Consider the following 12,924-nt stretch of genomic DNA (forward strand, 5'->3'; position numbering starts at 1 on the left):
CCTTACAACCGAGCAGCGAACTCGGCCGCTAGATCATTTCCATCTGGGCGAGGGTGGTGTTGTACCAATGCTCCCAATTGGGCGGGCAGTATTTCTTGGCCGACTCGACCGAGATCGTGTATCCGTAGCCGCGTGCGAGGCCGCGCACGTGAGCATCGATTGCTTCTTCCCAGCTTGACCAGCTTACGCTGCCCCAGCCCCATGCGTTGTACGGGTAAGCGCAATGCGCGCCCTTCGAGCTTTCGGTGAGTGAGATGGCAGGAGACCAGCGAGGGTCGACGCCGTAGTTCCACGCGGCTTCGGCGAAGGTTTCCCCTGTCCCGCCAAAGGCGATCCCGCCAGATACGCGTCGATGCGGGGCGTCCATTCGCTTACGAACGCCTGCTTGTCGGTCGACCAGTCAACGTCGTTGCTCGGAGGATCGGCAACTTCACTGCCGCCGCTTGGCGATTCGGGTTGCTGTTCCGAGGCGCTGTTCGCGGCTTCGTCGGCCTTTTCCTGCTCGATTTCGGCAGCCTTTGCCGCTTCTTCGGCTGCCTTCTGCTCGGCCGCCGCCGCTTCAGCTGCTTTCTTCTGAGCTTCTTCGCGCGCTTCCTGCGCAACCTTCAGAGCGTCTTCGGCGCGAATCTTTTCCGTTTCCGCATCCTGGCGTTTTTCCTCAAGCGCTTTTTCGGTTTCTTCGAGTTCGTTTTGCATATTCGCGAGCTGGTTGATCTCGTTCACGTTCTTCGTGTAGATGCGATCGATGTACTCGTAGGTGGTAAGGAAGTCTTCAAGCGTGCCCACGTTAAGCAGCATGTCGATCAGCGAATAGCCCTCGTTCTGCAAATTGTAGAGGGCTTTCATGGCGTCGCCGCTCTTCTCTTGCTGGCCGGGGAGCGAGGCGGCGAGCTCGTCGATTCGGGCTCGGGTGTCTTCGATTTGCCGCTCGACCGATTCGAGGTTGGCGACGGCTTCATTGTAATCGAGGGCGGTTTGCTCGACCTTTTGCTGCAGCTCGTCGGGCTCGGCGTCGATTTCGGTGGTTTCGGCTTTGGCTGTGAGGGGGGCGGCAAGAGAGAACGCTAAGACGCATGCGACGATGCAGGCGAAAGCCTTGCGGGCGTCGAACGTTGGCGTAGTGCGTTTGTTAAGTAAGGTAGCCATACGAATCTCGAAGTATACCTGACGTCGTTTTGCGGGGCCTCACCCGTCATGAAAGGCACATAAGCACGGTTGCTTGCGAAGGAGGCTGCGAAGGGCCTTGTTTCTCCGAAGAAAGAGAAAGCCCATCGATCGGCTTTGACGTCTATCGACCATAGGGGATAAACCCTACATTTACCCTGGGAAAAGGGCTATATCGGACGGCCGTGGTATCATTTCCGCGAGGAGACGCCACAGATGGCGTGCTCGTGTCGGCATTCGCGCCGAGGGCGCGCCGCCTTGGTGCGAGGGGAGACGAGATGAAAAAGGCGCAGCTGCCGCTTCAAACATTAGATCTGATCGCAGGATTCATGGTTTGGGTGATCCTGTCGTCGCTTCTGCCGTTCATCAGTCATGACATATACATTCCCGACGATATGCTCGCCCTCGTAACTGCAGTGCCTGTGATACTCGGCTCCGTTTTGCGCATTCCATTCGGGTATTACGCCAATCTTCTCGGTGCACGCGCGGTGTTCCTTGCGAGCTTTATCGCGCTCCTGTTCCCCGTTTTCTTCTTGAGTGAGGCAACGACATACATCGACCTGCTTATCGGGGGAGTGTTTCTCGGTTTCGGCGGGGCGATCTTCTCGGTTGGCGTCACATCGCTTCCAAAGTACTATCCGAAAGAACGCCACGGTTTCGTGAACGGAGTCTACGGATTCGGGAACATGGGCACGGCGGTCACCACTTATCTTGCGCCGGTGCTCGCCGTTCGGTTCGGATGGCAGATTGCTGTGAAATTCTATCTGGGTCTTTTGCTTGCGATGATCGCCCTGAACTTCTTTTTGGGCGATCGCAGCGAGCCTAAAGTGAAGACGCCCATCGTTCAGCAAATCAAGCAGGTGTGGAAAGACGAGAAGCTTTGGTTCTTCTCGCTGTTCTACTTCGTCACGTTTGGGGCGTTCGTTGCGCTCACGGTGTTCTTGCCCAACTTCCTCGTGTCGACCTACGGGATCGACGGCGTGACGGCGGGTGTTCTGACATCGGCGTTCATCGTCGTTGCGGCATGCGTGCGCGTGCTTGGCGGTTGGCTTTCCGATCGGCTGAACTGCTGGAGGCTTCTTGCGGGGGTGTTTGCCGGCATGGCCGCAGGCGCACTCGTGCTTGCCGCGATGCCGGGCCTCGAACTGTTCATGGCGGGCGTGTACATTATCAGCATCGCCTGCGGCATCGGCAACGGCGTGGTGTTCAAGCTCGTGCCGACGTATTTCATCGGTCAGGCGGGGCCCGTCAACGGTATCGTGTCGATGATGGGCGGACTGGGCGGCTTTTTCCCGCCGCTGGTGCTTGCGGCTTTTCTTAGAGCTACAGGGTCCTGCTCGCTCGGGTTCGTTGCGTTTGCGGGTTCCGTCCTCGTATGTTTGGCGGCGGCTGCTTGGCTCGGCAGGTCCGAGTCGCGAAAACACCGTGGTGCCTCCGCCGAATAGCAGGCGTTGCGGCTGTGCCGTGCTAGAATAGCGGGCACGCACCCATACGCACAGGCGCGCGATGTCATCGGTCGCGAGAGCCGAATGAGAGGAACACCATGTCAAAAGGAACCTATTCGTTTACCACGCCCATCTACTACGTGAACGCCGCTCCGCATCTCGGCACGGCCTACACAACCGTTGCGGCCGATACCGTGGCGCGCTATCAGCGCATGAACGGCTACGACGTTGCATTCGTTACCGGTCTCGACGAGCACGGGCAGAAGGTTGCCGAGGTTGCCGGGAAAAACGGCATGACGCCTCTTGAGTGGTGCGACTCCATGGAGCCGAAGTTCCGCGATGCGTGGGATATGCTCGATATCACCTACACCGATTTCGTGCGGACAACCGAGCCGCGTCATGCCCGTACCGTGCAGAAATTCTGGACCGACCTCTACGAGAAAGGCTTTCTGTACAAGGGCGCCTACGAGGGTTGGTACTGCGTGCACGAAGAAACCTACTACGCCGAAAGCGACCTCGAGAAGAACGAGGAGGGCGTGTTCGTGTGCCCCGACTGCAAGCGCCCCGTGCAGCAGGCATCGGGTGAGGAGAACTGGTTTTTCAAGCTCTCCGAATTCGAGGACAAGCTGCTCGCTTTCTATGAGGAAAACCCCGATTTCATTCGTCCCGAAACGCGCAGGAACGAAATCGTCTCGTTCGTGAAGAGCGGGCTGAAGGATCTCTCGATCTCTCGATCCACGTTCGATTGGGGCGTGCCGCTGCCGTTCGATCAGGGGCATGTGGCCTATGTGTGGGCCGACGCGCTTTTGGCCTACATCACCGGTATCGGATACGCCGATCCGGAGCGCGAAGGCGAGTTCGACGCGCGCTGGCCCATGCAGTACCACTTCGTCGGCAAGGACATCATCCGTTTCCATTGCGTGATCTGGCCCGCCATGCTCATGGCGGCGGGACTGCCCATCACCCATACGGTGTTCGGGCACGGCTTCCTTCTGACCAAGGGCGAGAAGATGTCGAAATCAAAGGGCAACGTGCTTTTGCCCGAAGACCTCGTGAAGGTTTTCGGCGTCGATGCCTATCGTTACTATTTCATGAGCGATGTGCAGTTCGGTCACGATGGTTCGATTTCGGTAGAGCGCATGGTGCAGGTGTACAACGCCGATCTCGCCAACACGTGGGGCAATCTGTGCTCGCGCGTGTTCAACATGACCAAGAAGTACTTCGATGCGAAGGTGCCCGAGGCGCCCGCTTCGGCTGCCGAGAACCCGCTGAGGGAGATATCCGACAAGCTGTACGACGAATACGATGCCTGCATGAGCCTCGTGGACTTTTCGGGTGCGGCCGCGGCGGTGCAGAAACTTGCAAGTCGCGTGAACCTCTACGTTGAGGAATCCGCGCCGTGGAGCCTAGCGAAAAGCGAAGAGACCGCAGGCGAGCTCGCTGCGGTCATCTACAATGCGCTCGAAGCCATTCGCATCATCGCCCTGTACATGGCGCCGTTCATGCCCCATACCTCAGCCGAGGTCTACAAGCGCCTTTCGCTTGGCGACGTGACGGCGGTCGAGGATATCGAGGCGGCAACTTCTTGGGGCCAGCTTCCGGCGGGAAACGACGTTGAGACAGGGGATCCGCTCTTTCCGCGCCTCGATGTCGAGGCGATCGACTTCGGCGTCGAATAGGGCGTTAGGTTGTTTGGGCCGCGCAACGGACGATACGGGTTTCGGGTGCGATGAGATGACGAGGATCGATGCAATGACTGAAAAAGCCGAACAAGCCGAAACGCCAACAGGCGAAACGGAGTCCGAAGAACCCGTTTTCTTCGATACTCTGTTCCGCCAAAAGCGAAAGCACGGGAAATATCGTGTGGTAGACGTGCCTGCAACGGGGGCCCCGATAGCGGACACCCACGCCCATCTGCAGCTATTAAGCGACCCTGCGCTCGCGCTTGCGCGCGCAGGCATGCGCGACGTTCGGTTCCTCTGCACGATAGTCGATGTGTCCGAAGACGGGTCGACCACGTTCGACAAGCTCGATGAATGGAAGTTTCAAGGTGCGCTTATCATCAGGCGGCTCCTTACGCGACGGTGTTGAGGGCAGCCCATTCCGTGCGTGCCACGGATTCGAATTGCAGTTGGGTGCCATCCGCATAACGCAAAAGATTACGATGAGTCGCTTGAAGCCGAGCTGTTGCGTCGCTTGGCCGATCCGCGTGTGGCTGCGCTCGGCGAGGTTGGGCTCGATTACCACTACGATTTCTCGCCGCGCCCGGTACAGATCGAGGTGTTTCGCCGGCAGATCGAAATTGCCCACGAAACGGGGCTTCCCCTCGCGCTTCATCTTCGCGAAGCGCATGAGGAGGCGTTTCAGATCATGAACGAAGAGGGATTTCCCGAGGCCGGTGTTCTGCTTCATTGCTTCAACCTCGATTGGGACACGCTTAAGCCGTGGCTCGACAAGGGCTGCTATGCGGCGTTCGGCGGTTCGCTTACGTTCAAAAAGAGCGATGACACGCGTGAAGCCGCGCGGCGAATGCCGCTCGATCGCATTCTTACCGAAACGGATGCGCCGTACATGACTCCCGAGCCCATGCGCGGCATGGAATGCGGGCCCGACCATGTGATATTTACGGCGGCGCGGCTTGCCGAGGTTCTCGGCTGCGCTCCCGGGCCGGAGCAAATCGATACGCTGTACAAGGTTTACGATAACGCTTTGTCGCTGCTCGATCGCGAGCCGACAGCGTGGCAGCGCGAGCATGGCGAGGTTGCGCGATGAACCGCCTTGTAGTGTGCGGCTCCGTTCGCCCCGAAGGAAAAAGCGCTTTGCTTTCGGCGGTGCTGATCGAGCGGATGCACGAGCTGTGGCCCGAAGATGAGCTCAACCTGTTCAGCCTTGCCGAGGATATCGATGTCGATCCGTGTTTGGCCTGCGATTTCTGCAAGCTTGGCGAGGGGTGCATCATCGATGATCCGATGCAGGATCTCTACGGGATGCTCGATGGCGCCGACAGCTTGGCGGTGGTTTCACCGATTTACTTCGCAGGTCCGCCAGCGCAGTTCAAGGCGGTGCTCGATCGTTTCCAATTGTATTTCTGGACTGATTTTCGCCAGGCGAAAAAACGACCCGCCGAGCTGTTCGCCATTGGCGATGGGGGAGACCCCCATGGATACGAGCCGCTGGTCGGCATCCTGAGATCGGCGCTTGCGGTTGCGGGATTCAGGCTCGATGCGGTGCATGATTGCGTCGGAAGATCGTTCGACGACCTTCGCGCCGTTGCCGATTCGTGGGCGCCTGTGCAAAAGGGGAGCGAATGACGAAGCTCTCGCCGCTCGCTTCTCCTTCGGCCACCCGTGCCGTTTTGGAATCCCACGGGCTTGCTACTAAGAAGGCCCTCGGGCAGAACTTTCTCGTTAACGATGCGATCCTCGCCAAGATCATCGATTTGGCGGATGTGGCCGAAAGCGATTTCGTGCTCGAAGTGGGACCCGGAATCGGCACGTTGACGATCGCCCTTCTCAAGCATGCAGGGCATGTGATCTCGGTCGAACGCGACAAGGATTTGCCCCAAGTGCTCGAAGAGACGCTTGCTTCATGGACGGATCGGTTCGCCCTTATCGGAAAAGATGCGTTGGGCCTGACGAGCGCGGACTTGGCTGTTGCGGCAGAGCAGCTCGGCATCATTCGGGGGGATGATGAACGATCGCTTCCCAACAAGTTCGTCGCAAATCTGCCCTATGCGGTTGCCGCAACGCTCGTGCTCGATTACTTCGAACGGTTCGAAAGCCTTGAGAGCGCAACGGTTATGGTTCAGGCCGAGGTTGCCGATCGCATGGCTGCGAAGATCGGAACGAAAAACTACGGTTCCTATACCGTTAAGCTGTCGATGTTCGCTGAGCCTGCAGGGCGGTTTTCGGTGAGTCCCGGCAATTTCTTCCCTCCGCCGCGCGTTGAAAGCTCGGTGTTGCGCCTCAATCGCAGAATCCCCGTTGACGATTCGGGGGCGCCCCTCGATTCCGATACGGTAAAGGCTGCATGCGTTATGGCCGACGCCGCATTTGCGAGCAGGCGCAAGACGATTGCGAACTCATGCAAGACGTACTTTGCGGGCAGGGGTGAGGCGGGTGCGCGCGCGATAGAGGCACTGCCCGCCTTGTTCGCACGTGCGGGCATCGATTCCGGGCGTCGCGGAGAATCGCTTTCCCATGCCGAGTTCGTGCGCCTCGGAACGGAGTTCGCTCGCCTCTAGGCGTCCTCTTTGGCATCTATGGCCGCGCTTCGACGACGTTCGCCGAAGCGCTAGAGCGGCTGGTTGCCCATCGTCTGCTTTATCGGACTCTTTCTCCCGTCGACATCTTTGCTGAACCCCTCCCCCTAGCTTCATCCGCGTGCAAAAGCGATGTTGTAAGCAATTAATATCCTATAGCACTTAATTGATTTGATAAATTAGTAGATATAATCTACTATATGGGAGTTACCAGAATGTAACAATCGCATGAATAAGGGAAAGAGGGATTTATGGAGCGGAAAAGCATGACGCGTCGTGTATTCGTGAGGGGCGCCGTTGCGAGTGCGGCGTTTGTCGGCATGGGAGGATTGCTTGCTGGCTGCGCCACCAATGCTTCAAATTCGAGTACGGCGCAAAGCGACGCATCGGCGGTCGAAGAGCCTGCGGCTTTTACGGTTAGCGACGAAGTCGAATCGCTCAAAGTGGCGACGCTTGGCAAAGATATCAAGATCGCATGCGTTCTCGTTGCGAAGGAAGAGGGCCTTTACGAGGAGGAAAAACTCGACGTTACGTTTGAGACGGTTGCGAACCTTTCCGATGGCATCACGGCGGTTTCCGAAAACAAGCTCGACGTGCTTCCCTTTGGCGTGATTCCCACCTGCACATTCGTTGGGCAGGGCGTCGAAAACGTTTGCGTGTTCGGCGGCACGATCGCCGAGGGATCCGAATGCATAGTGCTTCCCGAAAACAAGGACAGATTCAAAAAGATCGAGGATTTCAGGGGTGCCAAAGTCGGGTTCTTCCCTATGGAGACCGGTCATATCGTTATGCAGGCTCTTGCTGAAAAAGCAGGCATTATGGATGAGATCGAATGGATCATCTACAGCGATTCTAATTCCGCTATAGAGGGTGTTCGCAAAGGCGAATTCGATTGTGCGTTCGTGAATAGCGGCGGCGGGTACATCGCTTCCAAATCCGATATCGCGGTATCCATGCAGCCCGGCGATCTCAAGCCCGATTTTCCGTGCTGCCGCCAAACCACGAACTTCGACAACCTCGAAAACAATAAGAGCGCGCTCATCAAGTTCATGATTGCGAATTTGCGTGCTTACGAGATCATACAGAATGATCGCGAACGCGCCATTGCGGCTCTTATGGGCTATTCCGGGCAAGATCATGAATATGTCGAGAGCCTGATTTACGGCACCGATGTCTACGATGCGGCGATGATCGTTGAGATGGATCCGTATGCCGATGCCGTTTGCGATTTCTACGAGGACATGAAGACCACGGAAAATATTCCCGCTGATGCAGTTTGCAAGATGGAAGAGCACGTCGATACCACGGTATATCGCGCCGCACTCGACGAAATGATTGCGCGCGGCGAAAACGCCGATTTGTGGACCAAGCTCGACGCGGATTTCAAGAGCCATAACACGATCGTATAGCCTGCGATCCGAGTTGGAAGAAAGGCGGATGACGCGCGCTTATGGGTGCAATCGACATCGAGGACGTTTGCTATGCGTACCCGGAATCGGAAACAGGAGAATTCGCGCTTAGCGACGTGAGCCTTGCCATCGCGAGCGGTGAGTTCATCTGCCTGATAGGCCATTCGGGATGCGGCAAATCGACGCTGCTTTCGCTTCTTGCAGGTTTAAGCGCCCCCTCTCGGGGCTTCATTGCAATCGATGGAGCCCCTATCGAGGGTCCGAGCACTTCGCGAGCCATGGTGTTTCAGCATTACTCGTTGTTCCCTTGGATGACGGCCGTAAATAACGTGGCGTTCAGCATTCGTCGCGCCGACAGAAGCGTTTCGAAAAGCGATTCTTTGAAGAGAGCGCATGCGTATCTGGAAAAGGTCGGCATGGATGGCGAGGCCGGCAAATACCCCTACCAGCTTTCCGGCGGCATGCAGCAGCGCGTTGCCATCGCCCGTGCTCTGTCCATGGAAAGCGATATCCTCTTGCTCGACGAGCCCTTTGGTGCCCTTGATGCGAAGAACCGCGCCGAATTGCAGGAGCTGTTGGTTGAGCTTTGGTCGGGTGTCGATCGGAAGAAAACCGTCGTGTTCGTTACCCATGATCTGACCGAAGCGATCCTTTTGGCCGATCGAATCGTATTCATGCGACCCGGCAGAATAGAGAAAACCATACCGGTTGATTTTCCGCGTCCGCGGGATTTATCGGGGCTCGAGCACGATTGTTGCTACCAGGCCCTTCGCTCGGAGCTTCTTTCGCTGTTCTATCTCGATGAGGAGCAAACGGACGGTGCGGGGGAGAAGGGGGTTTGCGATGGCTGCCGATGATCGTGTGGGCGAGAAAGCCATCAGGCGTTCGCTAGGCATCGGAGGGCGGGTGCCGGGTGCCGTGAAAACGAGGGCGGCGAAGCGCAAACGCGTGGGATGGGTCCTGTTTTCACTCGCACATGTTCTCGGTGCGGTGCTGGTTGTGCTCGTGATGCTGCCCGGAAGAAAGACGGTGCCTTCGCCCATCCCCTTTTTAGTTGCCATTGCGCTTATCGAGTGTTTCTATCTGGTTCAGTTCAAGCGGAGGGAAAAAAGCCGTGGCGCGGCCTCGCGGATCGTCGTTTTGCTGTGGGCCTTCATGATCGTATGGGAAGTTTTTACGACCAAGCTCAATCAGTTGCATCCAGTGCTCATGCCCGCGCCTGAAGCCATTTTCAACGTATTCGCCACGCAGTATCCCGAGCTTCTGCTTAACGTGAGTTCGTCGCTTCAGCTGCTCGTCATGGGTGCGGTTACGGCGCTTGTGGCGGGAGTTGTGCTTGGAACGATTGTGGGTTGGATTCCGTCGCTGCGCGATGTTCTGGCGCCGATTGCACGCGTGCTCGCACCGATTCCCTCGGTTGTGTTCGCCCCCTATCTCGTTGCACTGACGCCTTCGTTTCGTGCCGCATCGGCGCTCATAATCTTTCTGGGGGTTTTCTGGCCGACGTTTATCTCGGCGATCAATCGGGTTGCCTCCATAGATCGGCGCATCATCGAATCGGCTCGAATGCTCGAGATGGGCAGTTTTTCCATGGTAACGAAAATCCTTTTGCCCTATATCATTCCCAGTGCGCTCGGTGGGTTGAATATGCAGCTGACGTCTTCGATAACCATGTTGACGTTCGCCGAGATGCTTGGAGCTAGCTCGGGTATGGGGTATTACATTATCAACTACACGAACTTTGCGAATTATACCAACGTGATTGCGGGGATAATCGTGGTAGGCATCGTTGTCACGCTGCTTAACTGGCTGATCAACGTTGTAAAGCGGCATGCAATAAAGTGGCGATGAGCCGTTTGCCGCATTGGCTGAGAGCTTTGAGGCCAAACACTGCGATGAGGGCAATGCGGGGTATGGCATAGCGAAAGGGGTTGCCGCGTGAATGGCAGCCGAGAGGAGAGAGCATGTCCATAGGATTAGCTGTTTGCTTGGTGTGCGGGAACCCGCTCGATTATTTCGAGGAGGCGCAGGAAGTCACGTGCCACATCTGCGGAAAGAAAGAGACGGGGCATTCCGTTTGTTCTTCGGGGCACTACGTATGCGATGAGTGCCATCGCGCGGGCGGCGTCGAGCAGACGATGTCGTACTGCCGCGCATCCGATTCGAAAGACCCCATCGGGATAGCCATGAAAATCATGGACGACAAATCCATTTTTCCAAACGGCCCGGAGCATCATACCCTGGTGGGAGCTGCGTTGCTAACCGCGTATAGCAACGCCGGGGGAGAAATCGATCTTGATCGCGCGCTCGAAGAGCTTCGTGCGCGAAGCTTGAACGTCCCTGGGGGAACCTGTGGTTTTTGGGGCACCTGTGGCGCGGCGGTGAGCGCGGGCATGTATATGAGCATCGTGAGCGGCTCGACCCCGATGTCGCGCGAACCGTGGGCGCAGACCACGCGATTGACGGCGTGCATTCTCGATCGCCTTGCCGACCTCGGGGGGCCGCGATGCTGCAAGCGCACGTCGTTTACGGCCATCAAAACGGCTGTCGAATACACGGATGAAGTATGCGGAGTGAGCATGGAGCTGCCTGAAAAGATCGTATGCACGCACTTCGCGCGCAACAGGGAGTGCTTGCGGGCCGATTGCCCGTATTTCCCGAATCGTCAGAGCGGGAAATAGCGGTTCGAAGAGCGCGAACCACGGCAGATGCTGCGGTAGATATCGAGCTGCAGCAGGGGTTTCGGCAGATTGTCTGCATATTATCAATAAAATGTCATCGAAACATGCAGATTCTGTTAAGCATTGACTCCCATGGTATAATCCCATGCTGTTATTTCTGTAATATGAGTCACATGTGAGGAATGAGTGAGCATGGATTTAGCTAAGCAGGCGAAAATCGTGGATGGAATCCACGATACGTTGCATGATTTCGTCGGCCAGCGGCTGAAGGTGCGCGCCAATATGGGTCGTTCCAAGATCGTCGAGAGCGAAGGCGTTTTGACGCAAGTGCATCCCCAGCTGTTCATCCTGGAAGTTGATCGCAAGCGCGGTCGTACCGCTCGTCAGTCGTATCAGTACGTCGACGTGTTGACCGGTATGGTCGAGCTTTCGCAGGATGGCGAGCCGCTGTTCGAGCCCTTTATCGAGGAAACCCCTATCGACGAGGCGCCGATGGTGCTCGAAGAGGACGCCGAGGAAAAAGAGACGGTTCTTTCGTAGAGCCAGTCCGAAAACAATCATGTTCAACAGAGGCGCCCGTCATCGACGGGCGCTTTTTGCGCTCAAGGCTCTTGCAGGCAAGCTCTTCCGTGCGTGTTCAGGGAAAAATGTCGCATGGGCTTCGATGCGGCAAGCACCGAACGACCGCCAATCTGGGGGTGCGGACAATTTCTTGGACCGCCTAAGCGGCCAGTCCGAGGCTTCTTCGGAATGCATTGGGGCTCATCCAGCCGAGAGATTCCTTGATGCGCGAATCATTGTACCAGTCGATGTAGGCGCCGAGCTCCTCGACGAACTCGGGCATCCCCACCCCTTCCCAGCTCCGGTGGTAGAAGAACTCGTTTTTGAGCCGTCCGAAGAACCCCTCGCACGCGGAGTTGTCGGGCGAGCAGCCCTTCTTCGACATCGAGCGCACGAGACCGGCCGCCTCGCAGCGCTCGATCCATCCCGGCCAACGATAGTGGGCGCCCCTATCCGAGTGGACGACGGGACGCTCGCCGGCGCGCAGGGCGGCTACGGCATCGTCGAGCATGCCGTTGACGAGCGCGGCATCGGGCCTTTCGGAAGCGCGCCATGAGACGACCTTCCCGTCGAAGCAGTCGATGACCGGCGACAGGTAGCATCTGAACGAAGGCAGGTTGAACTGGGTGATGTCGGTGAGCCACAGGTTGCCCGGCAGGGCCGCGCGGAAGTTGCGTGCGACCAGGTTCGGCGGCGCTTGGCCGTTCTCCCCCGCGTACGAGCTCCATTTGGGGCGCTTGGGCTCGTAGCGCACGACGAGGCCCTCCTGGCGCATGATGCGGCGCACGACCTTCTCGGAGATGCGGACGCCCTTCGCGCGAAGGAGCGCGTTCATCCGGCGATAGCCGTAACGGCCCCCGCTCTCCCGGAAAAGCCCTCGCAGGAGCGCTCTGGCGCCGGCGAGGGCGTCCGGCGCGTCCAGCCGCGCCCTATGGTACTCATAGGAGCTCTTCGATATCCTCAAGAAAGCGGTGATCTCTCGGAGGGAGGGCCCTCCGTCCCGCCTCAGCCTCTCGCCTAACTCGGCCTTTTTCCTGTTCGAGATCGAATCCAGGTTCGAGGAGCCCTCTTTTAGGTCGTCCAACACCGCCCTCAGCAGCTGGTTCTCGAGCAGCGCCGCCTCGAGGGCCTGCGGGTCGGCGGAGCCTCCGTTCGCTTGCTTCTTCGCCATGCGGGCGCCCTTTCCGCCCTCCCGGGCGATCGGTTTCGGCGCGAACGCGTCTCCGGCAAGCTTACCCGATTCGCGCGCCTTCTTCCACCAGGCGCGAACGTTCGCCCGGCAGTCGATGCCGAGCAGGCGGGCGATCTCGGCAGGGCGCCTCCCCCTCTCGTAAAGGGCGACCGCCCGGGCCTTGGTCTCGTCGGAGTGGCGCTCGTGGCGCTTGCGGGCGCCGACGTGGCCG

Annotated in this window: 13 protein-coding genes; 11 read left to right on the top strand and 2 right to left on the bottom strand. The window is 58.0% G+C overall.

What is annotated here, in order from left to right; genetic code table 11:
* Positions 1–183 precede the first annotated feature (183 nt).
* Positions 184–1,146: a coiled-coil domain-containing protein gene (locus C1719_RS02705; RefSeq protein ID WP_245874288.1), complete on the bottom strand. Its 963-nt coding sequence runs from the start codon at positions 1,144–1,146 to the stop codon at positions 184–186.
* Between the two features lie 296 nt (positions 1,147–1,442).
* Here C1719_RS02705 and C1719_RS02710 point away from each other — a divergent pair, with 296 nt between their 5' ends.
* From C1719_RS02710 to C1719_RS02760, 11 genes are all read left to right on the top strand, one after another.
* Positions 1,443–2,609, top strand: a complete 1,167-nt coding sequence (locus tag C1719_RS02710) for a nitrate/nitrite transporter (protein WP_102373677.1) — start codon at positions 1,443–1,445, stop codon at positions 2,607–2,609.
* A 98-nt stretch (positions 2,610–2,707) separates the two neighbouring features.
* Positions 2,708–4,288, top strand: a complete 1,581-nt coding sequence (gene metG / locus C1719_RS02715; RefSeq protein WP_102373678.1) for a methionine--tRNA ligase — start codon at positions 2,708–2,710, stop codon at positions 4,286–4,288.
* 73 nt (positions 4,289–4,361) lie between these two features.
* The gene (locus C1719_RS02720) at positions 4,362–4,700 is read left to right on the top strand and encodes a nitrate ABC transporter substrate-binding protein (RefSeq protein WP_102373984.1); all 339 of its coding nucleotides are present in this window, start codon (positions 4,362–4,364) and stop codon (positions 4,698–4,700) included.
* Between the two features lie 18 nt (positions 4,701–4,718).
* Complete coding sequence (locus C1719_RS02725; RefSeq protein WP_102373679.1) at positions 4,719–5,381, top strand: TatD family hydrolase; 663 nt, start codon at positions 4,719–4,721, stop codon at positions 5,379–5,381.
* On the top strand, positions 5,378–5,920 hold the full coding sequence (locus C1719_RS02730) for a flavodoxin family protein (protein WP_102373680.1): 543 nt from the start codon (positions 5,378–5,380) through the stop codon (positions 5,918–5,920). Before C1719_RS02725 ends, C1719_RS02730 begins: the two co-directional genes overlap by 4 nt.
* A complete protein-coding gene (gene rsmA, locus C1719_RS02735) occupies positions 5,917–6,852 on the top strand; it encodes a 16S rRNA (adenine(1518)-N(6)/adenine(1519)-N(6))-dimethyltransferase RsmA (protein ID WP_102373681.1) in 936 nt (311 codons plus the stop codon). The genes C1719_RS02730 and rsmA overlap by 4 nt, the downstream gene beginning before the upstream one ends.
* 269 nt (positions 6,853–7,121) lie before the next feature.
* A complete protein-coding gene (locus C1719_RS02740) occupies positions 7,122–8,279 on the top strand; it encodes an ABC transporter substrate-binding protein (RefSeq protein ID WP_102373682.1) in 1,158 nt (385 codons plus the stop codon).
* Between the two features lie 41 nt (positions 8,280–8,320).
* Positions 8,321–9,136, top strand: a complete 816-nt coding sequence (locus C1719_RS02745; protein WP_102373683.1) for an ABC transporter ATP-binding protein — start codon at positions 8,321–8,323, stop codon at positions 9,134–9,136.
* Entirely contained in the window at positions 9,123–10,130 is a 1,008-nt protein-coding gene (locus C1719_RS02750) for an ABC transporter permease (protein ID WP_180963433.1), read from the top strand. Before C1719_RS02745 ends, C1719_RS02750 begins: the two co-directional genes overlap by 14 nt.
* A gap of 113 nt (positions 10,131–10,243) precedes the next feature.
* The gene (locus tag C1719_RS02755; RefSeq protein ID WP_102373685.1) at positions 10,244–10,960 is read left to right on the top strand and encodes a DUF5714 domain-containing protein; all 717 of its coding nucleotides are present in this window, start codon (positions 10,244–10,246) and stop codon (positions 10,958–10,960) included.
* A 192-nt stretch (positions 10,961–11,152) separates the two neighbouring features.
* Positions 11,153–11,500, top strand: a complete 348-nt coding sequence (locus tag C1719_RS02760) for a Veg family protein (protein WP_102373686.1) — start codon at positions 11,153–11,155, stop codon at positions 11,498–11,500.
* Between the two features lie 181 nt (positions 11,501–11,681).
* Here the strand turns inward: C1719_RS02760 and C1719_RS02765 are convergent.
* Positions 11,682–12,924, bottom strand: a 1,243-nt coding sequence (locus C1719_RS02765) for an IS3 family transposase (RefSeq protein ID WP_102373687.1), incomplete at its 5' end; no start/stop codon positions are given.

This window comes from Raoultibacter massiliensis, assembly GCF_900199545.1.
GTDB lineage: Bacteria > Actinomycetota > Coriobacteriia > Coriobacteriales > Eggerthellaceae > Raoultibacter > Raoultibacter massiliensis.

Coding starts and splice junctions, on each gene's coding strand:
- C1719_RS02705 (WP_245874288.1), bottom strand. CDS start 1,146: ATGGCTACCTTACTTAACAAACGCACTACGCCAACGTTCGACGCCCGC.
- metG (WP_102373678.1), top strand. CDS start 2,708: ATGTCAAAAGGAACCTATTCGTTTACCACGCCCATCTACTACGTGAAC.
- C1719_RS02755 (WP_102373685.1), top strand. CDS start 10,244: ATGTCCATAGGATTAGCTGTTTGCTTGGTGTGCGGGAACCCGCTCGAT.
- C1719_RS02740 (WP_102373682.1), top strand. CDS start 7,122: ATGGAGCGGAAAAGCATGACGCGTCGTGTATTCGTGAGGGGCGCCGTT.
- C1719_RS02745 (WP_102373683.1), top strand. CDS start 8,321: ATGGGTGCAATCGACATCGAGGACGTTTGCTATGCGTACCCGGAATCG.
- C1719_RS02710 (WP_102373677.1), top strand. CDS start 1,443: ATGAAAAAGGCGCAGCTGCCGCTTCAAACATTAGATCTGATCGCAGGA.
- C1719_RS02720 (WP_102373984.1), top strand. CDS start 4,362: ATGACTGAAAAAGCCGAACAAGCCGAAACGCCAACAGGCGAAACGGAG.
- C1719_RS02760 (WP_102373686.1), top strand. CDS start 11,153: ATGGATTTAGCTAAGCAGGCGAAAATCGTGGATGGAATCCACGATACG.
- rsmA (WP_102373681.1), top strand. CDS start 5,917: ATGACGAAGCTCTCGCCGCTCGCTTCTCCTTCGGCCACCCGTGCCGTT.
- C1719_RS02730 (WP_102373680.1), top strand. CDS start 5,378: ATGAACCGCCTTGTAGTGTGCGGCTCCGTTCGCCCCGAAGGAAAAAGC.
- C1719_RS02750 (WP_180963433.1), top strand. CDS start 9,123: ATGGCTGCCGATGATCGTGTGGGCGAGAAAGCCATCAGGCGTTCGCTA.